The organism is Rhizobium tibeticum, from assembly GCF_900110205.1.
In the GTDB taxonomy this organism is placed as follows: Bacteria; Pseudomonadota; Alphaproteobacteria; order Rhizobiales; family Rhizobiaceae; genus Rhizobium; species Rhizobium tibeticum.
Map to the genome: position 1 here is coordinate 41,070 of NZ_FOCV01000001.1, position 20,477 is coordinate 61,546.

Annotated in this window: 23 protein-coding genes and 1 pseudogene; 9 read left to right on the plus strand and 15 right to left on the minus strand. The window is 60.2% G+C overall.

What is annotated here, in order from left to right; all coding sequences use genetic code 11:
• Positions 1–76 precede the first annotated feature (76 nt).
• From rnhA to BSG20_RS00250, 5 genes are all read right to left on the minus strand, one after another.
• The gene (gene rnhA, locus BSG20_RS00230) at positions 77–517 is read right to left on the minus strand and encodes a ribonuclease HI (RefSeq protein WP_072370290.1); all 441 of its coding nucleotides are present in this window, start codon (positions 515–517) and stop codon (positions 77–79) included.
• Entirely contained in the window at positions 514–1,479 is a 966-nt protein-coding gene (locus BSG20_RS00235; protein ID WP_072370293.1) for a homoserine kinase, read from the minus strand. Before BSG20_RS00235 ends, rnhA begins: the two co-directional genes overlap by 4 nt.
• Before the next feature lie 111 nt (positions 1,480–1,590).
• Positions 1,591–2,592: a 4-hydroxy-3-methylbut-2-enyl diphosphate reductase gene (gene ispH / locus BSG20_RS00240; protein ID WP_072370296.1), complete on the minus strand. Its 1,002-nt coding sequence runs from the start codon at positions 2,590–2,592 to the stop codon at positions 1,591–1,593.
• A gap of 62 nt (positions 2,593–2,654) precedes the next feature.
• Complete coding sequence (locus BSG20_RS00245; RefSeq protein WP_072370298.1) at positions 2,655–3,404, minus strand: SURF1 family protein; 750 nt, start codon at positions 3,402–3,404, stop codon at positions 2,655–2,657.
• A complete protein-coding gene (locus BSG20_RS00250) occupies positions 3,397–3,780 on the minus strand; it encodes a DUF983 domain-containing protein (RefSeq protein ID WP_072370301.1) in 384 nt (127 codons plus the stop codon). The genes BSG20_RS00245 and BSG20_RS00250 overlap by 8 nt, the downstream gene beginning before the upstream one ends.
• 131 nt (positions 3,781–3,911) lie before the next feature.
• Here BSG20_RS00250 and BSG20_RS00255 point away from each other — a divergent pair, with 131 nt between their 5' ends.
• The gene (locus BSG20_RS00255) at positions 3,912–4,553 is read left to right on the plus strand and encodes a chloramphenicol phosphotransferase CPT family protein (RefSeq protein WP_072370304.1); all 642 of its coding nucleotides are present in this window, start codon (positions 3,912–3,914) and stop codon (positions 4,551–4,553) included.
• 55 nt (positions 4,554–4,608) lie between these two features.
• Here BSG20_RS00255 and BSG20_RS00260 read toward each other — a convergent pair whose 3' ends face one another.
• The 6 genes from BSG20_RS00260 to coxB form a co-directional block, all read right to left on the minus strand.
• On the minus strand, positions 4,609–5,487 hold the full coding sequence (locus BSG20_RS00260; protein WP_072370307.1) for a cytochrome c oxidase subunit 3: 879 nt from the start codon (positions 5,485–5,487) through the stop codon (positions 4,609–4,611).
• A 58-nt stretch (positions 5,488–5,545) separates the two neighbouring features.
• Entirely contained in the window at positions 5,546–6,151 is a 606-nt protein-coding gene (locus tag BSG20_RS00265) for a cytochrome c oxidase assembly protein (RefSeq protein ID WP_072370309.1), read from the minus strand.
• Entirely contained in the window at positions 6,151–6,288 is a 138-nt protein-coding gene (locus tag BSG20_RS36255; RefSeq protein WP_024314234.1) for a hypothetical protein, read from the minus strand. Before BSG20_RS36255 ends, BSG20_RS00265 begins: the two co-directional genes overlap by 1 nt.
• The gene (locus BSG20_RS00275) at positions 6,288–7,244 is read right to left on the minus strand and encodes a heme o synthase (protein WP_072370312.1); all 957 of its coding nucleotides are present in this window, start codon (positions 7,242–7,244) and stop codon (positions 6,288–6,290) included. Before BSG20_RS00275 ends, BSG20_RS36255 begins: the two co-directional genes overlap by 1 nt.
• An 80-nt stretch (positions 7,245–7,324) precedes the next feature.
• Entirely contained in the window at positions 7,325–9,028 is a 1,704-nt protein-coding gene (ctaD, locus tag BSG20_RS00280; RefSeq protein ID WP_072370315.1) for a cytochrome c oxidase subunit I, read from the minus strand.
• 18 nt (positions 9,029–9,046) lie between these two features.
• Complete coding sequence (coxB, locus tag BSG20_RS00285; RefSeq protein ID WP_072370318.1) at positions 9,047–9,940, minus strand: cytochrome c oxidase subunit II; 894 nt, start codon at positions 9,938–9,940, stop codon at positions 9,047–9,049.
• A gap of 337 nt (positions 9,941–10,277) precedes the next feature.
• On the opposite strand from coxB, the gene BSG20_RS00290 reads away from it, so the two are divergent.
• The 3 genes and pseudogenes from BSG20_RS00290 (at position 10,278) to BSG20_RS00300 (ending at position 12,878) form a co-directional block, all read left to right on the plus strand.
• Positions 10,278–10,865, plus strand: coding sequence for an invasion associated locus B family protein (locus tag BSG20_RS00290; RefSeq protein ID WP_072370321.1), 588 nt, complete (start codon positions 10,278–10,280; stop codon positions 10,863–10,865).
• An 84-nt stretch (positions 10,866–10,949) separates the two neighbouring features.
• Complete coding sequence (gene tldD, locus BSG20_RS00295) at positions 10,950–12,365, plus strand: metalloprotease TldD (RefSeq protein ID WP_072370324.1); 1,416 nt, start codon at positions 10,950–10,952, stop codon at positions 12,363–12,365.
• A gap of 19 nt (positions 12,366–12,384) precedes the next feature.
• Positions 12,385–12,878: pseudogene (locus BSG20_RS00300) on the plus strand (GNAT family N-acetyltransferase).
• A gap of 3 nt (positions 12,879–12,881) precedes the next feature.
• Here the strand turns inward: BSG20_RS00300 and BSG20_RS00305 are convergent.
• On the minus strand, positions 12,882–13,190 hold the full coding sequence (locus BSG20_RS00305) for a nucleoside triphosphate pyrophosphohydrolase family protein (RefSeq protein WP_072370327.1): 309 nt from the start codon (positions 13,188–13,190) through the stop codon (positions 12,882–12,884).
• Positions 13,191–13,248: 58 nt separating this feature from the next.
• The gene (locus BSG20_RS00310; protein ID WP_072370329.1) at positions 13,249–14,517 is read right to left on the minus strand and encodes a D-alanyl-D-alanine carboxypeptidase family protein; all 1,269 of its coding nucleotides are present in this window, start codon (positions 14,515–14,517) and stop codon (positions 13,249–13,251) included.
• A 225-nt stretch (positions 14,518–14,742) separates the two neighbouring features.
• Between BSG20_RS00310 and BSG20_RS00315 the strand changes: the two genes are divergently transcribed.
• The gene (locus tag BSG20_RS00315; protein WP_072370332.1) at positions 14,743–15,795 is read left to right on the plus strand and encodes a polysaccharide deacetylase family protein; all 1,053 of its coding nucleotides are present in this window, start codon (positions 14,743–14,745) and stop codon (positions 15,793–15,795) included.
• A 20-nt stretch (positions 15,796–15,815) separates the two neighbouring features.
• Here the strand turns inward: BSG20_RS00315 and pdxH are convergent, their stop codons facing one another.
• A complete protein-coding gene (gene pdxH / locus BSG20_RS00320) occupies positions 15,816–16,436 on the minus strand; it encodes a pyridoxamine 5'-phosphate oxidase (RefSeq protein ID WP_037122773.1) in 621 nt (206 codons plus the stop codon).
• 66 nt (positions 16,437–16,502) lie between these two features.
• Between pdxH and BSG20_RS00325 the strand changes: the two genes are divergently transcribed.
• The 4 genes from BSG20_RS00325 (at position 16,503) to BSG20_RS00340 (ending at position 19,995) form a co-directional block, all read left to right on the plus strand.
• The gene (locus tag BSG20_RS00325; RefSeq protein ID WP_072370335.1) at positions 16,503–16,961 is read left to right on the plus strand and encodes an RT0821/Lpp0805 family surface protein; all 459 of its coding nucleotides are present in this window, start codon (positions 16,503–16,505) and stop codon (positions 16,959–16,961) included.
• Positions 16,962–17,209: 248 nt separating this feature from the next.
• Positions 17,210–18,376, plus strand: coding sequence for a DnaJ C-terminal domain-containing protein (locus BSG20_RS00330; protein ID WP_072370338.1), 1,167 nt, complete (start codon positions 17,210–17,212; stop codon positions 18,374–18,376).
• A gap of 123 nt (positions 18,377–18,499) precedes the next feature.
• The gene (gene fabI / locus BSG20_RS00335) at positions 18,500–19,318 is read left to right on the plus strand and encodes an enoyl-ACP reductase FabI (RefSeq protein ID WP_007793163.1); all 819 of its coding nucleotides are present in this window, start codon (positions 18,500–18,502) and stop codon (positions 19,316–19,318) included.
• A gap of 86 nt (positions 19,319–19,404) precedes the next feature.
• Complete coding sequence (locus BSG20_RS00340) at positions 19,405–19,995, plus strand: histidine phosphatase family protein (RefSeq protein ID WP_072370340.1); 591 nt, start codon at positions 19,405–19,407, stop codon at positions 19,993–19,995.
• Between the two features lie 6 nt (positions 19,996–20,001).
• On the opposite strand, the gene BSG20_RS00345 is transcribed toward BSG20_RS00340, so the two are convergent.
• Complete coding sequence (locus BSG20_RS00345) at positions 20,002–20,262, minus strand: DUF1344 domain-containing protein (protein WP_024314249.1); 261 nt, start codon at positions 20,260–20,262, stop codon at positions 20,002–20,004.
• Between the last annotated feature and the right edge of the window lie 215 nt (positions 20,263–20,477).

A 20,477-nucleotide genomic window follows, 5' to 3' on the forward strand; every position in this document is an offset into this window, starting at 1 on the left:
GCGCTAACGCGTTTCCCGACTTGATTCAGCCAAACGCCCCACATCTTTGTTTCTACGAAATTTTGCGCAGAACGTTCTAGCGTTTCTTGAACGGCTCCATGCCCTTGCGGGCGAGTTCGTCGGCGCGCTCGTTTTCCGGATGGCCGGCGTGGCCCTTGACCCAGTGCAGCGTGACCTTATGCCTGTTGCGGGCTTCCTCGAGCGCCTGCCAGAGCTCGGCGTTCTTCACCGGCTTCTTGTCGGCGGTCTTCCAGCCGTTCTTCCTCCACCCGAAGATCCACTTGGAGATCCCGTCCTTGACGTAGACGCTGTCGGTATAGAGATCGACCTCGCAGGGTGCTTTCAAAGCTGACAAAGCTGAGATCGCCGCGAGCAGTTCCATGCGGTTGTTGGTCGTCTCGGCCTCGCCGCCGAAGAGCTCCTTTTCGACCTCGCCATAGCGCAGAACCGCGCCCCAGCCTCCAGGCCCGGGATTGCCGGAGCAGGCGCCGTCCGTGAAGATATCGACGTGTTTCATGCCGCAAGCCCATATTCGGCGGCAGAGCCGATCTGCCGGTGGAAGCGCAGCTTGCGCAGATATTCGAGCGGATCCTTCTTGGTGACCAGCGCGCCCTCGGGCGTCGTCAGCCAGTCGTACAGGCGCGTCAGGAAGAAGCGCAACGCTGAGCCGCGCGACAGCATCGGCAGCGCGGCGCGCTCGGCAGCGCTTAACGGTCGGACGCTCTGGTAGCCTTCCAGCATCGCCATTCCCTTGGTGATGTTGTAGGCGCCGTCCTTTTCGAAGCACCAGGCGTTCAGGATGATCGACACGTCATAGGCAAGCAGGTCGTTGCAAGCGAAATAGAAGTCGATCAGACCGGATAGCTCGTCGCCGAGAAAGAAGACATTGTCGGGAAAGAGATCGGCGTGGATGACGCCATCCGGCAGGTTCTTCGGCCAGTTGGCGGCGAGGAAATCGAGTTCGCCGCGGATCTCGTTCTGCAGGCCCTTTTCCACCTCGTCGGCGCGGGCCTCCGACTTCTCCCACAGCACCTTCCAACCATCGACCGACAGCGCATTCGGCCGCTTCAGCGTGAAGCCTTCGCCGGCGACATGCATCTGCGCGAGCGCCTTTCCGACTTCGCGGCAATGCTTGGCCTCCGGCTTGCGCAGCCACATCCCTTCCAAAAACGAGATCAGTGCGGCCGGGCGATCGGAGAGCGTCCCGAGCAGCGCACCATCGTTTCGCGGCAGCGGCAGCGGGCAGGACAGTCCACGGGCAGCCAGATGCTGCATCAGCCCGAGGAAGAAGGGCAGATCGTTCTTTTCGACGCGCTTTTCATAAAGCGTGAGGATCAGCGGGTCCTTGGTGGTGTGCAGCAGGAAGTTCGAGTTCTCGACACCTTCCGCGATGCCCTTGTAGGACAGCAGCGTGCCGGTATCGTACTCCGTCAGGAACCACTTCAAATCGTCTTCGGAAATGTCGGTGTAGACTGCCAATTTACGTCCCGCGAAAGTGTTTGATCAATTGAAGGCCACGCCCGGTCCGGGCGCTGGCGGCCGCTGCAATCATCCCCTCGACGATTGCTCCCGCTTAAGCGGGATCACGGCTCACCCGTTTACGAAAGCCATGTCTGATGTCGTCAGCTCTATGTTGCGCAGCTCGCGGTTGACGAGGAAATGTTCGTTCTCCTGAACCGTCTCGGCGAGCTCGACCTTGGCATCGAAGCGGGCGCGAAAGGCCTCGATGATCTCGTTGACGATCACCTCCGGCGCCGATGCCCCGGCGGAAAGTCCGAGCGTCGAGATCGGGCCGATGTCGGCCCAATCGAGTTCCGAAGCGCGCTGCACGAGCAGCGACTTCTTGGTCCCTGCCCGCAACGCAACCTCGACCAGCCGCTTGGAATTGGACGAATTTGGCGCACCGACGATGATGAACAGATCGCAGCCGGGGGCAGCCTGCTTGACCACTTCCTGACGGTTGGTCGTGGCGTAGCAGATCGAGTCGGCGGCCGGCGCCGTCAGATTGGGGAAGCGTTGCTGCAGGCGCGCGATCACGCCGGCCGTGTCGTCCACCGACAGCGTCGTCTGCGTCACAAACCCCAGATTATCCGGGTCGGCGGGCTTGTAGGCGTCTGCGTCCTCGACGGTCTCGATCAGGGACACGGATCCCTCCGGCAACTGGCCCATCGTGCCGATGACTTCAGGGTGACCGGCATGACCGATCAGTACCACATGGCGGCCGAGGCGGTTGTGGCGCATCGCCTGCTTGTGAACCTTCGACACCAGCGGACATGTGGCGTCGAGGTAGAAGAGATTACGGGCGCTCGCGTCTTCCGGCACGGATTTCGGCACGCCATGGGCGGAGAAAACGACCGGCTGGGCGCGGTGCTCTTCCGGGATCTCGGCGAGCTCTTCGACGAAGACGGCGCCCTTGGCTTCCAGGCCTTCGACCACATAACGATTGTGGACGATCTCGTGACGGACATAGACCGGCGCACCGTAGGATTTCAGCGCCAGCACGACGATCTGGATGGCACGGTCGACGCCGGCGCAAAAGCCGCGCGGTCCGCACAGCCTGATCGTCAAAGGAGGTTTCGCCGCAATATTCATGTCTGTTCCGGTTTGTAGGGATAGGGCTCTCTAGCCCAATATAGGCAAGAATTGAAGCGATACTATTGCGCCGGACCGCGCTTGCGGAAACGGGCCACCACGACGATCACAACAAGCGTTGCCGCCAGGCCGTACCAGGTGAAGGCATATTGCAGATGGTTGTTGGGCAAATCGACATCGGTGACGCCGCCGATCGGGAGACCCTTCGGATTGGGGGTATCGTCCGCATCGACGAAGAAGGGAACGACTTGCGCCTTGTCGAGCTCGACGCTGGACGCCATCACATCGAGGTCTTTCCAGTAGAAGATGTTCTTGGCGACGTCGTTGTCGGGCACGACCCAGGATGGCTTGCCGGGCAGCTTCGCGCGGGCAAGACCGGTCACCGTCTGCTGATCGGTCAGCTGGCCCTGCATGCGCATTTCGGGTTCCTTATTCTCATAGGGAACGAACCCGCGATTGACGAAGAGATAGCGGCCATCGGCAAGCTGCAGCGGCGTGTAAACGTAAAAGCCCGTCCGGCCGTGCCAGGTGGCGAAGAAGTGCCGCTCCTTGCTGTTCACGTATTCGCCGCTGACCGTGGCGTGACGATAGTCGATATCCTCACCTGTTGCCGCCAACGCTTCGATATCTGCAAGCGATGCCGGCGGCGCCTGGCGGCGCTCGGCGATATCGGCGAGCAGCTTCTCCTTCCAACGCAGCCGCTCGACCTGCCACGTCCCGAGCGAACCGAGGATGGCGAGCGCGACCAGCACGGCGATGCCGGTCAGGACCGACCGCTTTCGGCGGTGCGCCGACACTTGAAGTTCAGTCACGCGAAAGGCGCCCTTCCCTGGCATTGTGGCGATACTGCATCGCGATCAGAATTCCCTTACACCAACGAAGAGCAACCAGGGAGAGAACGATCGTCAGGGGTGCGAACAGCAGAATGTGCAGCCAGATCGGCGGCGCGTAATTGACCTCCAGCCACAGCACCGAGCCTATAACGATGAAGCCGACAATGAGAATGACGAACACCGCGGGACCATCGCCGGCATCGGCAAAGGCGTAATCGAGGCCACAGGCAGAACAGCGCGGTTTCAGCGCCAGCAGGCCGTTGAAGAGCTTTCCCTGGCCGCAGCGCGGGCAGCACCCCTTGATGCCTGTCTTCACCGGATCGACCGGTGGGAAATGCGCGCTGTCGTCGTTCATGCCATCCTTCCAATTGCCTATGGCCAACCGGAGCGTCCGCCTTAACTCACCCATAAAGTATTCGCAGAGGGAAAGGAAATACCTGCGCTCTTTCGCCTCAGCGATTCGCGCCAAACAGAAGAAGAAAACTGATGACATATGACAGCTCGTCCGGACAGATCATTATTCTGAACGGCGCCCCGCGCAGTGGAAAATCGTCGATCGCCAACGTGATCCAGGAGCACTTCGAGGGCCCCTGGATGAACCTTGGCGTCGACACCTACAACGAGATGACGCCCGAGCGCTATCTGCCGGGTATAGGCCTGCGCCCGGGAGGGGAACGGCCCGATCTTGAGGAGATGGTGCCGTTTTTCTATGTGGCACTCTACGAGTCGATCGCCATTCATGCCGGACTAGGCCTCAATGTGGTTGCCGACCTCGGCCACCACGACAGCTACTCTCAGCCGCTCGGCATCCTCGCCGATTGCGCGCGCCGGCTTGAGGGATTGCCAGTACTTTTCGTCGGCGTCAGATGTCCGATCGAGGTCATCTTGAAGAGACGGGACATCCCTTCGCCGGGACGACACACGCTGTATGTGCGCGCAACCGAAGACGACGCCGTGCCCAATCCCGTCCAGCTCTGGCAGGAGCAGGTCCATATTCCCGGTATCTACGATCTTGAGGTCGATACCTCGGTGCTGACACCCTTCGAATGCGCCGAAGCAATCCGGCAGCGCCTGGACCTCGGCATTCCCGAACCCTCCGCATTCGAGCGCATCGCCGCCATGCGGTGACGGAAAAAAGGGCGGGTGCCGTCGCACCCGCCCTTTTCGATTCCATGCAGCCCGTTCAGCCTGCCGCCAGCGGCGCGCCCCAGCCGCCCCAGACGTAGATGCAGAAGAACAGGAAGAGCCAGACGACGTCGACGAAGTGCCAGTACCAGGCCGCTGCCTCAAAGCCGAAATGCTGCTTTGGCGTGAAGTCGCCGCGGATCGCGCGCAGCAGGCAGACCAGCAGGAAGATCGTACCAACCAGAACGTGGAAACCGTGGAAACCGGTCGCCATGAAGAAGGTCGCGCCGTAGATCGAATTCTTGAAGGCGAACGGAGCGTGGGCGTATTCGTAAGCCTGCACCGTGGAGAACAGGATACCGAGCAGAACGGTCAGCGTCAGGCCCTGAATCAGGCCCCTTCGATCGTTGTGCAGCAACGCGTGGTGCGCCCAGGTCACCGTCGTGCCAGAGAGCAGCAGGATGACCGTGTTGTAGATCGGCAGGTGCCACGGATCGAGGACCTCAATGCCCTTCGGCGGCCACTGGCCACCGGTGAAGGCAAGGCGCGAGGCCTGGATCGCTTCATTCGGGAAGAGGCTCGCGTCGAAGTAAGCCCAGAACCAGGCGACGAAGAACATCACTTCCGAAGCGATGAACATGATCATGCCGTAGCGAAGGTGTAGCGAGACGACGCGCGTATGGGCGCCCTCGTCAGCTTCCTTCACAGTGTCCGACCACCAGCCGAACATGACGTAGAGAATGATCGCAAGCCCGATGAAGAACAGCCACGGATGAGCCCATTCGACGCCGAAGAGGTGCAGCGAGCCGCCGTTGAGGTAGCGCATGAAGCCGACGCCACCGAACGTAATGATGAAAGCCGCTAGCGACGCAATTATTGGCCACGGGCTCGGGTCGATGATGTGGTAGTCGTGATGTTTCTGATGAGCATCAGCCATGTAAGCTATCCCCGGATCTCTTCCTCTCCGCTCCGGCATAGCCGGAAACGAACCTCAATCAAAGTTTCTTTTCAAGCTTTACCGTTCCACCCTCGTTCGAAGCGAGCGGCTTCGAACCCTCTTTGGGATAGAACGTATAGGACAAGGTAACGGTGTGGATATCCTTCGATTCCACAGCCTTGGTAATATCAGGATCGATATAGAACACGACCGGCATTTCGAGCTTTTCGCCCGGCTTCAGAATGGTTTCATTGAAGCAGAAGCACTGCACCTTGTTGAAATAGGCACCCGCCTCACCGGGCGTCACGTTAAATACGGCCTGACCACGCTGCGGCTCGTTCGACTTGTTCACCGCGACGAAATTCACCTGAATGGTTTCGCCGATGCGCGGATTGACCTCGCGCTCGACCGGCTTGAACTCCCAGTCGAGACCCGGCGCAATGTTTGCGTCGAAGGTGACGCGCATCTTGCGATCGAGAACTACGCTGGAGGCCTGCTCGACGCGCTGTGTCGTCCCATTGTAGCCAGTGAGCTGACAGAACATCCTGTAGAGCGGCACCGCGGCATAGCTCGCAGCACCCATGCCGACGACGAAGGAAAGGCACATGAGAACGATGGCGCCGTTGTTGCGCGGCTTCCTCGGTGCGCTCTGCATCTCGCTCATCACATATGCCCCGAGGTAAACTTCACGATCGTGATGGCGTAGAAGAGCACGACGAGGCCGGCCAGAACCAGACCAAGAGCGACGTTGCGGTTGCGGCGCGACTTGCGCTGCGCTTCCGTGAGCTTGACGACGTCCATCAGAAAATGCCTCCCGCATGTGAAACGAGCACGGCCGCGAGCCGGTCGAACATCAGGGCGGAAAAAATCGCGAAGAGATACAGGATGGAGAAGCCGAAGAGCTTCTTCGCCGGGATCATCTTCTCATCGCCGTCCGGCATCCGCCAGACGGCGATGGAACAGTAGATGAAGATCGCGCCGAGCGCCGCGGCGACCAGGCCATAGCCGAGGCTCGCAAAGCCGAGGGCTGTCGGCAGGACACCGCAGACCGCCGTCAGGACGGCGTAGGCGACGATCTGATGCTTGGTCGTGCGCTCGCCCGAGACATTCGGCAGCATCGGCACGCCGACCGCCTCATAGTCTTCCATCTTGAACAGAGCCAGCGCCCAGAAATGCGCGGGTGTCCACAGGAAGATGATCATGAAAAGGACGAAGCTTTCGATCGTGACCGTACCGGTCACGCAGGCCCAGCCGATCATGGGAGGAAAGGCACCGGCAGCGCCGCCGATGACGATGTTCTGCGGCGTCGAGCGCTTCAGCCACATCGTGTAGATCACGGCATAGAAGAAAATCGTGAAGGCGAGGATGAAGGCTGCGAGCCAATTGACGGCGAGGCCGAGGATCGTCACCGAAAAACAGGAAAGCACCAGACCGAATGCCAGCGCCTCGCGCGGCGCAATCCGGCCGGCCGGGATCGGGCGCTTGGCGGTGCGGGTCATGATCGCATCGATATCGGCGTCGTACCACATGTTCAGTGCGCCCGAAGCGCCCGCGCCGATGGCGATGCAAAGGATGGCAATCAGGCCGAGAACTGCATTGATGTGGCCCGGCGCCATAACGAGACCGGCAAATGCCGTGAAGACCACGAGCGACATGACGCGCGGCTTCAGGAGCTCAAAATAATCGCGCGCACTCGCCTCCGACAGGCGGAACTCGCCGTCGTGTGCCAGAGCTTTGCGATTGCCGATGACTGTCATTCTCTTGTCCTGCAAACTTCTAAGCCGACCGCCGCACTGTAGCACGCGGCGGTCGCAATTTCTTGCATCATCCTTGCATCTTACTTGATGCGCGGGAGCTGTTCCCACTGATGATACGGCGGCGGCGAAGACAGCTGCCATTCGAGCGTCGTTGCGCCCTCACCCCACGGATTGTCGCCGGCAACGCGCTTCTTGGCGAAGGCTTCGAAGACGCCGACCAGGAAGATCAGCACACCGACGGCCGAGATGTAGGAGCCGATCGAGGAAACGTAGTTCCAGCCGGCAAATGCATCCGGATAGTCGATGTAGCGGCGCGGCATGCCCGCGAGGCCCAGGAAGTGCTGCGGGAAGAACACCAGGTTTACGCCGATGAACATGACCCAGAAGTGCAGCGTGCCAAGGAACTCGTTGTACATGTAGCCGGTCATCTTCGGGAACCAGTAGTACCAGGCAGCGAAGATGGCGAAGACGGCGCCAAGCGATAGAACGTAGTGGAAGTGGGCCACGACGTAGTAGGTGTCATGCAGCGAGCGGTCGAGACCGGCATTGGCGAGCTGAACACCCGTCACCCCACCGACCGTGAACAGGAAGATGAAGCCGATCGCCCAGACCATCGGCGTGCGGAAGCTGATGGAGCCACCCCACATCGTTGCGATCCAGGAGAAGATCTTCACGCCCGTCGGAACGGCGATGACCATCGTTGCAAACACGAAGTAGCGCTGTGCATCGAGCGACAGGCCGACCGTGTACATGTGGTGCGCCCAGACAACGAAGCCGACGGCGCCGATCGCGACCATGGCGTAGGCCATGCCGAGGTAGCCGAAGACCGGCTTCTTCGAGAAGGTCGAGATGATGTGGCTGACGATGCCGAAGCCCGGCAGGATTAGAATGTACACTTCCGGGTGACCGAAGAACCAGAACAGGTGCTGGTAAAGGATCGGGTCACCGCCGCCTTCCGGTACGAAGAAGGAGGTACCGAAGTTGCGGTCCGTCAGCATCATGGTGATGGCGCCGGCCAGAACCGGAAGCGACAGCAACAGCAGGAAGGCGGTGATCAGCACCGACCAGGCAAAGAGCGGCATCTTGTGCAGCGTCATGCCCGGAGCGCGCATGTTCAGGATCGTGGTGATGAAGTTGATCGCACCGAGGATCGAGGACGCACCGGCAATGTGGAGCGCAAAGATCGCAAGGTCGACTGCAGGACCCGGCGTACCCGAGCTCGACAGCGGCGGGTACATCGTCCAGCCGCCGCCCGCACCGTAAGCGCCGGCAGGTCCTTCGACGAACATCGACAGGATGAGCAGAAGGAAGGCCGGAACGATCAGCCAGAAGGAGATGTTGTTCAGACGCGGAAATGCCATGTCAGGCGCGCCGATCATGATCGGCACCATCCAGTTGGCGAAGCCGCCGATCATCGCCGGCATGACCATGAAGAAGATCATGATCAGCGCGTGAGCGGTGGTGAACATGTTGAACATCTGCTTGGCGCCGTCGATGGCGGCGTCTCCTTCGTAACCGTAAACCATCGATGCCAGACCGTGGAAGATCTGGATGCCCGGCTCCTGCAGCTCCATGCGCATGGCAACGGAGAGCGCGCCGCCGATGATGCCGGCGATGATCGCGAAGATCAGGTAAAGCGTGCCGATGTCCTTGTGGTTCGTCGAAAAGAACCAACGATTGATGAAGCTCGGCTTGTGCGAGTGATCGTGATGGTCGTCATGGGCGTGCGCGCCATGAGCGTGATCATGCAAGTGATGATCGTCGTGTGCGGAAGGTCCAGCCATATCCCGTTCCCTCTTCCCTTACTGTGCGACGTTTTCGGCAACGTCGACGGTCTTTGCGGGACCATCGGTTGCGGCCGTGAGTGTTTTGTACGCCCCAGGCAGATCGGTAGCGGCAGCGGCGAGCCACTGCTTGTACTTGTCCTCGGAGACAACGCGAATGGCGATCGGCATGAACGCATGGTCCTTGCCGCAGAGCTCGGAACACTGGCCATAGAAGAGACCTTCGCGCTCGGCCTTGAACCAGGTTTCGTTTAGACGACCCGGAACGGCGTCGATCTTGACGCCGAAGGACGGCATGGCGAATGCGTGAATGACGTCGGTCGGAGCGGCGGTCACAAGAACGCGGACCGTCTTGCTGACGGGCAGAACAAGCTCGTTATCGACAGTCAGAAGGCGCGGATAGATCGCCTTGTCTTCCTTGCCGGCAGCGGCACGGTCCTGATCCTTGAGCAAGAAGGAATCGAAGGCGAGCGGGCTGTCGCCGGTGCCTTCATACTCGTAATTCCATTGCCACTGGGTTGCGGTCGCCTTGATCGTCACATCCGGATTCTCCGGAAGCGTGAGCTGGGCGGTCAGCAAATTGAAGGAGGGAACGGCAAGAAACAGAAGAACGAGAACCGGCCCCACGGTCCAGGCGACTTCGATCAGCGTATTGTGGCTCGTCTTGGACGGCACCGGATTCGCACCGGCACGAAACTTGAAACAGGCAACGATCAAAAGAACCAGTACGAAGAGCGTGATCGGAACGATAAACCACAAGGTATATTGCTCGAACCAATGAATGTCCCGCATGATGGGCGTGGCTGCCGGCTGTAAGGTTGCCTGCCACGGCTTCGGCTGGTCGGCATAACTGCCGGAAGCAAAAAGCAGACAGACCAGCGCGGTCAGAGCTGCATAAGCCTTCTTAATCACGTTAATATCTCCCTCGAGCGCTGATCTGCGTAAAATGCACGCAGAATCCTTGCCATCTTCTGCGCTTCAAACCACAGTTTGCCATTCGCCGCAACAGGCCAAAGCATTTGTCTGTGCGGCATTTTCGCTTTCAAACAGGTTGACCCAACCATAACGAAACATTCCCCCTTTTCGTTATCATTCGCGAAATATAGCTTGCGAGTCGCGCCGCCGCGCCAACATTCTCTGGGAAACGTCCCATTTCCGCCGTAGTCCCCGGCTTTTCAGCGGGTGGGGCTTTTCATTTTTGATGGCGCGCCCCAACTTAGCGGCACTGATTCGAATTGCAGAGGTTTTCATGGGTTTCCGTTCCCTCGCACGGCCGTTCGTGCTGACAGCGTGCATCGCGGCCGCAGCGACTGCTCCCGCTTTCGCCCAGCAGCAACCTGCGCCGGCACAACCTGCGCCACCGCCTCCGGCAGCGCGGGCAACGCCCGGCCAGACGCAGCCGCAGGCACCCGGCACCGTAAAGTCGAACCACGGCGCATGGTCGGTCGTATGCGACAAGCCGGCGGGCGCCGCGACCGAGCAGTGCGCGTTGATGCAGAACGTCATTGCCGAAGACCGGCCGGAGGTCGGCCTCTCGGTCGTCGTGCTGAAGACCGCCGACCGCAAATCGAAGATTCTGCGCGTTCTGGCCCCGCTCGGCGTGTTGCTGCCGAACGGGCTTGGCCTCAATGTCGACGGCAAGGACATCGGCCGCGCCTATTTCGTCCGCTGCTTCGCCGATGGCTGCTATGCCGAAGTCGTGCTCGAGGACGAACTGCTGAAGACCTTCCGCAGCGGCGCCAGCGCCACCTTTATCGTCTTCCAGACGCCTGAGGAAGGCATCGGCATCCCCGTCGATCTCAAGGGTTTTGCCGAAGGCTACGACGCCCTCCCCTGATCGTCTCGATTTCGGGCCTTGCTGCAACCGTAAGCCGGACCTACATCGGCTGAAAGCATTCCTGCTTCAGCGGAGCATAAAGACATGAATACGGATCTCCTCACGCTTTTCGATGCCGACGAAGCGAAGATGCGCTCGCTCGTTGCCGAGGCGCTTTCGGGCGCCGACGACGGGGAGCTCTACATCGAGCACGCCCAGGCGGAATCGCTGATGTTCGACAACGGGCGCCTGAAGGGCGGCAGCTTCAACACCGAGCAGGGCTTTGGCCTACGCGCGGTTGCCGGCGAAGCGGTCGGCTATGCGCATGCGGGCGACCTCTCCGTGGCGGCATTGAAGCGTGCAGCCGATGCAGTTGGCGCCGTCACCCGTGGCCATACCGGCAGCTATGCAGCGGCTCCCCAGCGAACCAACAAGAAGTTCTATTCGGACGAGAACCCGATCGGTACGCCGACCTTCGAGGCGAAGGTCAAGGTGCTGCAGGATATCGACGCTTATTTACGCGGCAGGGACGACAAGGTGCGCCAGGTGACCGCATCGGTCGCCGCCAGCTGGCAGGTCGTCGACATTCTGCGCGCCGATGGTCACCGCGTTCGCGATATCCGGCCGATGACGCGCATCAATATCTCGGTCATCGTCGGTGAAGGCGAGCGCCAGGAGAGCGGCTCCTATGGCAGCGGCGGGCGTATCGGCTTTGGCGATTTCATCGCCGAGGACAGCTGGCAGTACGGCGCCGACGAAGCGTTGCGCCAGGCACTGGTGAACCTGGAGGCAATCGACGCGCCGGCCGGCACCATGGATGTCGTGCTCGGCTCCGGCTGGACGGGGGTCATGCTGCACGAAGCCGTCGGGCACGGGCTCGAAGGCGATTTCAACCGAAAGAAGACCTCCGCCTTTGCCGGCCTGCTCGGCCAGATGGTCGCGGCACCCGGCGTGACCGTCGTCGACGACGGCACGATCGACAACCGCCGCGGCTCGATCACCATCGACGACGAAGGGACGCCTTCGGCCTACAATGTGCTGATCGAAAATGGCAAGCTCGTCGGCTACATGCAGGACCGACAGAATGCCCGTCTGATGGGCATGAAGCCAACTGGCAACGGCCGCCGTCAGGGCTATTCGCACGTTCCCATGCCTCGCATGACCAACACCTACATGCTCGGCGGCGACAAGACGCCGGAGGAAATTATCTCTTCCGTAAAGAAGGGCATCTATGCCGTCTCCTTCGGCGGCGGCCAGGTGGATATCACCTCCGGCAAGTTCGTGTTCGGCTGCACCGAGGCCTACCTGATCGAGAACGGCAAGATCGGCGCGCCGATCAAGGGCGCGATGCTGATCGGCAACGGCCCGGAGGCGATGAAGCGTGTTTCGATGGTCGGCAACGACATGAAACTCGACACCGGCATCGGCAATTGCGGCAAGGCCGGGCAATGGGTTCCCGTCGGTGTCGGCCAACCGCACCTGCGGATGGACCAGGTGACCGTTGGCGGCACGAAGGCCTAGTCGGGAACGAGGAGCGGTGATGAGCGAAATCGAGATCAGACCGTTCGTTGCCGCCGATCTCGATGATGTTTTCTCGGTCATCCTGCCGATCCAGCGTGAGGAATTCGGCATCGCGATCACGGCCGACGACCAGCCGGATCTCGCGGTTATTTCTGATTTCTACCAGTCCGGAAAGGGTCAGTTCTGGGTCGCCGTAACGGCGAGGTTGTCGGCACGCTTGGGCTGAAGGACATCGGCAACAACCAGACGGCGTTGCGCAAGATGTTTGTCGCGGCCGACGTGCGCGGTCGCGAGCACAACGTCGCGGCACGACTTCTGGCGGAACTGGTGGAACACGCAGAGAATCAGGGGATCAAGGAGATCTTTCTTGGAACGACGGACAAATTCCTCGCCGCGCATCGGTTCTACGAGAAGAACGGATTCACGGAGGTTCCCAAGGGCGATCTTCCGAGATCGTTTCCGCTGATGGCCGTGGATACCAAATTCTACCGGCGCAGGGTCGGCGCCGCCTAAAAGCTAGCCCCGCTCCGGCTGGAACAGCCATTTGCGCTTGATCGCGGCTGCGAGATCCAGATCGTTCCTATGCGCAAAAAGCAGGATGTGGCCGAGCACATCGGCTGCTTCATCAGCGAGGTCGCGCGCCAGTTGCTCATCCGACCTGCCTTTCCGACGCCCTCTGCCGCTGATGCGGTTCCAGGCCTGGGTGAGCTCGCCGATTTCCTCCTGAAGCTTCAGGAGAAACCAGTCGGCGTCGCGCTCTATGCCGTTGGCATCGGCATAGGTGCGCGAAGCGTGCTCGAATTTTTCGGCGAGATCATTCAGCATGGTGTTCTCCTTTTGTCTACAAAGGAGGACCTTGATTCTGCTGGAAAGTCCAGAAGGTTCAGCCGTGGTCGGGCAGCAGCATGCAGTCGTAGGAGCGCTGTCTCAGGGCATCGCAGGCTGCCGTGGCTGCTTCGCGGCTCTGGAATCCGACGAAGCGAGCGCGATAGATCTTGTTGGCACCATTGCCGACAGCCTCGGTAAAGGGCGACGCGGTTTTCAGGGCCGGACCACCCTCGGCCTTGGCCTGGGCAAGGAGAGCGCGAGCGGCATCATCGCTCGGTGCCGCCGAGATCTGAATCTGCCAGTCGCCGGAGGCAGACGGCGCGCCGGCGGACTTGCCGGCATTGGCTATTTCGGCAAGAGCGGACGGGCGCTCCATCGGAACCGTCGCATCGCTCAGATAGCCGAGCGCCTTCGGCGAGAGTTCATTTGTGCGCGGCGCGGTTTCGGGGACCTGCATGTCGCTGTCATCGGCAGCCGAGGCGACTTCCACCTGCTGGCGCGCATTGACGCTTGCGACCAGTTTGCCGCCGGTTGACGCACGGCCGAGATACTTGTCGAGCAGACCCGCCATCTTGGCGTCGCGGCTGCGGGCGGTGCGGCCGCCAAGCACGACACCGACGACGCGGCGGTTGCCGTCTTTTACGGCGCTGACGAGGTTGAAGCCGGACGCATTGGTGTAGCCGGTCTTGATGCCATCCATGCCTTGATAGCGGTACATCAGGTTGTTGTGGCCTCGGATCGTGCGCCCACGGAAAGTGAAGCTGGCTGTCGAGAACAGGCGATACTCGCTTGGGAAATTCCGCATGAGCGCCACGGCAAGCGTGGACATGTCGCGCGCCGTGGTGACCTGGCGTCCATCCGGGAGGCCGGACGCATTATAGAAGGCCGTACGGGTCATGCCGAGCTGCCGTGCCTTCTGCGTCATCATGCGAGCAAAATTGCTTTCCGAACCACCGAGCTTTTCGGCCATGGCAGCGGCGGCATCGTTGGCCGACTTGGTGATCATGCCAAGGATCGCGTCGCGAACCGTAACGGAATCACCAGCGCGAACGCCGAGCTTCGTCGGTGGACGCGAGGCGGCGTATTTCGACATGACGAGCGGCGTGTTCCAGCTGAGCTTGCCGCGGTTGATCGCCTCGAAAGCCATATAGATGGTCATCATCTTCGTCAGCGAAGCGGGGTGGTTCAGGACGTCGGCATTTTCGGCGCTGAGCACCTTGCCAGTTCGGGCATCCAGGATGAGGGAGGCACTGCCTGCGATTGCCGTCAACGGCGCCGTAACGACGAGCGTCGCGGTCATAATCGCGGCCAACAGCTTCTTCATGCAATTCCCCTCGATGAACGAATAGCGCCCGCCATTCGGATTTGTCCCGTTCCGCGACAGAAGCCGCCAATGTGGCGCGACTTTGCGGCAACTGGTACCATTCTTGCCAAGTTTTATCCTTCATAGTGAAAATCCCGTAAAGAGGACACTCCAAAATCTTCATTCAGCAAGACTTAACCGCGGACTTGCTAGTTTCGCCGCTTCAGAAACCAGCGGGCAGATGAGATGACGGCGAGTGTCAAAACGCTTGCGAAGCGGATTGCGATTGCAGGCAGCCTTGAGACTGCCAATCTCCTGCGTGCAGCCGGCGTGATGCGCGGCGCCCGCGGACTTGGCGCCATCTTCACGCTCCACCATGTGCGCCCACATGAAGAGACCACCTTCGCGCCGAATGCGCATCTGGAGATCACGCCGGAATTCCTCGATCTAGTCCTCGATCGCCTGAAAAGGGACGGCTATCGCTTCGTGGCGCTTGACGAGATTCCCGCGCTGCTTTCGCAATCCGGCTCCAGCCAACCCTTCGCCGCTTTCACGCTCGATGACGGCTACCGCAACAATCTTGTCTACGCCCTGCCCATCTTCGAGAAACACAAGGTGCCCTTCACCGTCTTCGTCGCTAGGGGTCTTTCCGAGCGCACGCATACGATCTGGTGGGAGACGCTGGCGGCGCTTTTGCGCAAGGAAGAGAAGCTCGGCTTCGATTTCGGCCACGGCCATGAAATGCTGGACGTCGCGGTTCCACTCGCCAAGGAACGCGCCTTCGCGCGTTTCGCCAACCATCTTCATCGACATGACGAGACCGCCGCCGTCGCAGCCATCGACGCGATGGCGCGAACGCACGAGATCGATCCGGACGAAATCGTTGATGACCTCGTCATGACACCGGCGGAACTCAATTTGCTTGAAGCTAGCCCGCTGGTCTCGCTCGGCGCTCATACAATCAGCCATAGGGCGATCTCGCGCCTCTCCGACCGGGAGGTTCGCGACGAGATGGAGGCTTCCCGCGACTACGTCGCAGCGATCACCGGCGCCCGACCGGGCTCCTTCGCCTACCCCTACGGCACTCGCGAGGCGGTAACGCAGAGGCAAGCCGCCATCGCACGCGAGGTCGGCTTTGACATTGCTGTGACGACGCAGCCCGGCGTCGTCACCCAGCGCTCGATCGGCAGCATCACCTATCTGCCTAGGCTCTCGATCAACGGCCTTTACCAGAAGGTGCGGTACGTTTCCGGGCTGGCCTCGGGGATCCCGTTCCAGTTTGCATCAAACAGGGCATGAGCACTCCTGCTTATGCCTGATCAGGGATACATGCGAACCTTCGTCCAATCGCCTTCGGGCGAGGCTCGACGGAACTCGATGCGATCGTGCAGACGGAACTTCTGGTCCTTCCAGAACTCGATCGACACTGGCCGAATCCGGAAGCCTGACCAATGCGACGGACGCGGAATCTCGCCGATTGCATAGCGGGCAGTGTATTCGGCCACGGCTTTCTCCAGCGCGAATCGGCTCTCCAGAGGCCGCGACTGCTTCGATGCCCAGGCGCCGATCCGGCTGCCGCGGGCTCGCGTCTTGAAGTAAGCATCAGCTTCTTCGTCCGTCACGACTTCCACAGGCCCGCGCAGCCGAACCTGCCGGCGCAGCGTTTTCCAGTGGAAACACATGGCCGCTTTCTTCTGCCCGAGAATTTCCTGGCCTTTCTGACTCTCGAAATTCGTGTAGAAGACAAAACCGTCGTGATCGAATCCCTTAAGGAGAACCATGCGGACATTGGGAAGGCCGTCCTCATCGACCGTCGCAAGCGCTACCGCATTCGGGTCATTGATCTCGGAAGCTTCCGCTTCCTTCAGCCACTCGGCAAAAAGATCGAACGGTTCGTTTCGCTCGGTGAAGTCACCGCTTATTAACTCATTTGCCGACATATTAGCTCAAATGCCCCGGGTTTATTCGAAATTTGCCCAGCCATTAGCTACTGGACAGGACGCAGGGTGGAAGTCATAGCAAAGTCAGATCGTCATACAAAGGGTCTGCTGCGTCGTAGCGCGACCTTCTGCATTGTCGGTACGGCGGTGCTCTCCCTCTCCGGTTGCGTCTCCAGCGGGTTGGATCTCTTCGGCAGTTCGAAGGTCGATCGGTCGGTTGCCACAGGCACCGTGCCACAGCCGGCGCCGACGAGTGACTCGATTTCCGACGAAATGACCGTCGGCAACGCCGTGACCTCGGCCGATATCCAGGGGCTGGAGGGGCGCCCCCTTCCCTGGGCCAATGCTTCGACCGGCAGCGCCGGTGTCATCGACACTATTGTCGAGAATACGGATTCCGGCCAGGTTTGCCGCCAGTTCCGCACAACGCGGCACTCCTATGTCGGCATCGCAAAATTCTACGGCAAGACCTGCCTGGTCGGCGGTGGCAACTGGCAACTCATGAGTTTCCAGCCGGAAAGCTAATTGACACCGGGAGCATGCTTAACACGCGCTCCCCCTTCTCTTCTGATGTTTAGCAAAGGCTAACCATTCGGCGCAAAAGCGAGATGTGCGCCGCGCCGAATAAGAACTGATTAGCAACTTCTCCCGACAATCGTTCCTCATGTGCGCTCGGCTTCTTCCTGGGGATGAGCTCGGGCGCCGAATGAGAGGCTTCGGGGTGCTAGGGCAGTGGACAGGCACACCGCATCGGAACACCGGCGGTTTGGAACATGCGCGATCCTTATAAGATTTTGGGCGTCAAGCGTGACGCGGGGCAGGACGAAATCAAGGCAGCCTGGCGCAACATGGCCAAGGCAGTTCACCCTGATCACAATCAGGGCGACCCGACGGCTAGCGCCCGCTTTGCCGAAATCGGCCGTGCCTATGAAACACTCAAAGATCCGAAGAAGCGGGTTCTGTTCGACAATGCCGCCCGCATGGCCGAAGCCAAGGTTAACGAAGGTACGATCATGCAGCAGCGCCAGGCAGCCCGTGAAGCTGCCGTGCGTGCCAAGGCAGCGCAGGCCAATGCCGAGCGCGTGATGGAAGAGCTTGCCCGCGCCGCCGCGCAAAAGGCTGCAGCCGACGTCGCAAAGCAGCAGAAGACTGGCACGGCCGAGCTGCCCGAAGAAATGGTCGAACGCATCTTCGGCACGCAGGCACGCGCTGCGGCCGGTGGCGGCCGCCCCCAAGGCTTTACCGCCGGTGCTGCAAAGCGGCCGGACGCGGAGCCTGCGACCTCAGACAAACAGCCGGATGCCGGTAAGGCCGAGGCTGAACAGCAGGCTGCCGAGGACGCAGCCGCTCAGGCATCTGCGGTCATGCAGCCGCTTAGCTTGCTGACCTCGCTCGTTCGCCGCTTTACCGGCAGCGGCGCTGCCGCGCCGGAAAAAGCGCCGGACCAAGTCGTAACCAAGACCGTCACAGTCGACGAGGTCATCAAGGGCAGCTGGGTCACCGTCGACCTCGGTGAAGGCCGGGACATCGGATTTGCGCTGGCGGCCGGCACGACGGAAGGTCATCAGGTCCGCTTGAAGGGCCAGGGTCACAAGCTCGCCGGCATGCAGCGCGGCGATGCCGTCGTCAGCATCCACATTGCTACCGATGAACGGTTTACGGTCAATGGCTTCGATCTGCATACGGCGCTGCCGGTAACGATCGAAAATGCCGTACTGGGAACCGAGGCGCGTATCGAAGGCCCCAATGGTCCCATCACCGTGACGATTCCCGCCTGGTCAGGCTCCGACAAGACAATCCGACTACAGGGTCAGGGGCTGGCGAACGCCGAGGGCAGCAGGGGCGATCTCGTCGTCGAACTGCGTATTATGTTGTGGGAAAAACCCGACGACAAAGTCACCGATCTGATGCGAATCATGAAGAACGGGCTGTTTCTGTGAAATTTTGGTGACATACGCACCCTTTGTTACGATCCCTAACAGTTGATGATTGCTGCCAATCTTGAACCGATTAACAGCCTATGCCATAGGCAGGACCGATCAGAATTCCTTAGGGGGCAAAATATGGCTCAGGCAACAGGCCTCATGTCAGGCAAGCGCGGCGTCATCATGGGCGTTGCCAACAATCGTTCGATTGCGTGGGGTATTGCCAAGGCTATTCATGCACAGGGCGGCGAAATCGCCTTTACCTACCAAGGCGATGCGCTGAAGAAGCGCGTTGAGCCACTGGTTGCCGAGGTAAACGGCGTTCTTGCCGGACATTGCGATGTCAGCGACGAGTCGACCATCGATGCCGTCTTCGACCACGTCGAAAAGCTGTGGGGCAAGATTGACTTCATCGTTCACGCGATCGGCTTTTCCGACAAGGACGAACTGACCGGTCGCTATGTCGATACCTCGGCTGACAACTTCGCCAAGACGATGCAGATCTCCGTCTATTCGTTCACCTCGGTCGCGCGTCGCGCCGAGAAGCTGATGACTGACGGCGGCTCGATGCTAACGCTCACCTATTACGGCGCCGAGAAGGTTATGCCGAACTACAACGTCATGGGCGTTGCCAAGGCGGCACTCGAAGCCAGCGTCAAGTATCTGGCGGTCGACCTCGGACCGAAGAACATTCGCGTCAATGCCGTTTCCGCCGGCCCGATCAAGACGCTTGCGGCGTCCGGCATCGGTGACTTCCGCTACATCCTGAAGTGGAACGAATACAATGCGCCGCTGCGTCGCACCGTGACGATCGAAGAAGTCGGCGATGTCGGCCTGTATCTGCTTTCCGATCTCTCGCGCTCGGTCACTGGCGAAGTCCACCACGCCGACAGCGGCTATCATGTCATCGGCATGAAGGCGGTAGACGCGCCGGACATTTCCGTCATAAAGGACTGATCGCGCTCCCTTTGCTGCGTCGTGCTCGCGACCCCTTCCTTCGCGACAGCGATTGAGGGGTTGCGCGCCCTAAACGGAGCCGGTCATTGCTTATCTACGTCGTCAGACACGGCCAGACAGACTGGAACGCGGAACGTCGCCTGCAGGGGCAGAAGGACATTCCGCTCAATGCCGTCGGCAGAGCGCAAGCATGGCAGAACGGTACCGATCTAGCAGAAATCCTCCAAGTCGAGGCAATCCCCTTCGATTTCGTAGCAAGCCCGCTGGCGCGCACCCGCGCCACCATGGAGATCATGCGCGAAGCAATGGGTCTTCCATCGAAGGATTATCGGACCGACGAGCGCCTGGTCGAGGTTTCCTTTGGCGATTGGGAAGGTTTCACGATCAAGGAATTGAAGGCAACGGCCCGTGACCGCGTCACCGAACGCAATCTCAACAAATGGGATTTCATTCCGCCGGGAGACGACGCGGAAAGCTACGAAATCATGTCCTGGCGCGTTGCATCCTGGCTGAGTTCCGTCGACAAACCAACCGTTTGCGTGACCCACGGCGGCGTCATACGCAGTCTGTTCAGGACGATTGCCGCATTGCCCAAGGAAGAGGCTGCCGAAGGTGAAATTCCACAGGACCGCATCCTGAAGATCGATCGGGAGAACGGGTTGATCGGCTGGATCTAGGTCCGCCTACTGGACGATGTCGAGATCGTTGATGACGCGTTTGCCATCGACCTCAGTGTAGAAGACGATAACCTTCACGCCCGCCTTCAGCCCCTCGAAATTGAACTCCTCCGGTGCCTGATAGGTTTTTCCGTCATCCAGCGTGAGGCTGAGATTGGTCATATCGACCTTCTTGATCGTCGCCTCGACATCCGCGCTTTCTGCAAATCCGCTGATCGGCGACAAAAAACTGGCTGTGGCCAAAAGCGTAGCTACTACGAAGCGCATGGCGGCATTCCCTCGAAAACGCGACTCGATAATCCGACGGCGCACAGATAACCTCCCGAATATGGCGAAATTTGCCCTGAAGAATGATCGATCGCGCCAAATTGGTGAATAGTATTTTAACAATAACCGCATGCGTCCGTTAATCGCATTTCCAGTACGCTTCCACGCCCGGCAAAGAGCATCTGCGGGCAATCGTAAATTAACCGCTTCTATCT

Coding starts and splice junctions, on each gene's coding strand:
- BSG20_RS00305 (WP_072370327.1), bottom strand. CDS start 13,190: ATGCTGAATGATCTCGCCGAAAAATTCGAGCACGCTTCGCGCACCTAT.
- ispH (WP_072370296.1), bottom strand. CDS start 2,592: ATGAATATTGCGGCGAAACCTCCTTTGACGATCAGGCTGTGCGGACCG.
- BSG20_RS00250 (WP_072370301.1), bottom strand. CDS start 3,780: ATGAACGACGACAGCGCGCATTTCCCACCGGTCGATCCGGTGAAGACA.
- BSG20_RS00275 (WP_072370312.1), bottom strand. CDS start 7,244: ATGACAGTCATCGGCAATCGCAAAGCTCTGGCACACGACGGCGAGTTC.
- rnhA (WP_072370290.1), bottom strand. CDS start 517: ATGAAACACGTCGATATCTTCACGGACGGCGCCTGCTCCGGCAATCCC.
- BSG20_RS00330 (WP_072370338.1), top strand. CDS start 17,210: ATGCGCGATCCTTATAAGATTTTGGGCGTCAAGCGTGACGCGGGGCAG.
- fabI (WP_007793163.1), top strand. CDS start 18,500: ATGGCTCAGGCAACAGGCCTCATGTCAGGCAAGCGCGGCGTCATCATG.
- BSG20_RS00255 (WP_072370304.1), top strand. CDS start 3,912: ATGACATATGACAGCTCGTCCGGACAGATCATTATTCTGAACGGCGCC.
- BSG20_RS00310 (WP_072370329.1), bottom strand. CDS start 14,517: ATGAAGAAGCTGTTGGCCGCGATTATGACCGCGACGCTCGTCGTTACG.
- BSG20_RS00315 (WP_072370332.1), top strand. CDS start 14,743: ATGACGGCGAGTGTCAAAACGCTTGCGAAGCGGATTGCGATTGCAGGC.
- ctaD (WP_072370315.1), bottom strand. CDS start 9,028: ATGGCTGGACCTTCCGCACACGACGATCATCACTTGCATGATCACGCT.
- BSG20_RS00260 (WP_072370307.1), bottom strand. CDS start 5,487: ATGGCTGATGCTCATCAGAAACATCACGACTACCACATCATCGACCCG.
- BSG20_RS00290 (WP_072370321.1), top strand. CDS start 10,278: ATGGGTTTCCGTTCCCTCGCACGGCCGTTCGTGCTGACAGCGTGCATC.
- BSG20_RS00345 (WP_024314249.1), bottom strand. CDS start 20,262: ATGCGCTTCGTAGTAGCTACGCTTTTGGCCACAGCCAGTTTTTTGTCG.
- pdxH (WP_037122773.1), bottom strand. CDS start 16,436: ATGTCGGCAAATGAGTTAATAAGCGGTGACTTCACCGAGCGAAACGAA.
- tldD (WP_072370324.1), top strand. CDS start 10,950: ATGAATACGGATCTCCTCACGCTTTTCGATGCCGACGAAGCGAAGATG.
- BSG20_RS00265 (WP_072370309.1), bottom strand. CDS start 6,151: ATGAGCGAGATGCAGAGCGCACCGAGGAAGCCGCGCAACAACGGCGCC.
- BSG20_RS36255 (WP_024314234.1), bottom strand. CDS start 6,288: ATGGACGTCGTCAAGCTCACGGAAGCGCAGCGCAAGTCGCGCCGCAAC.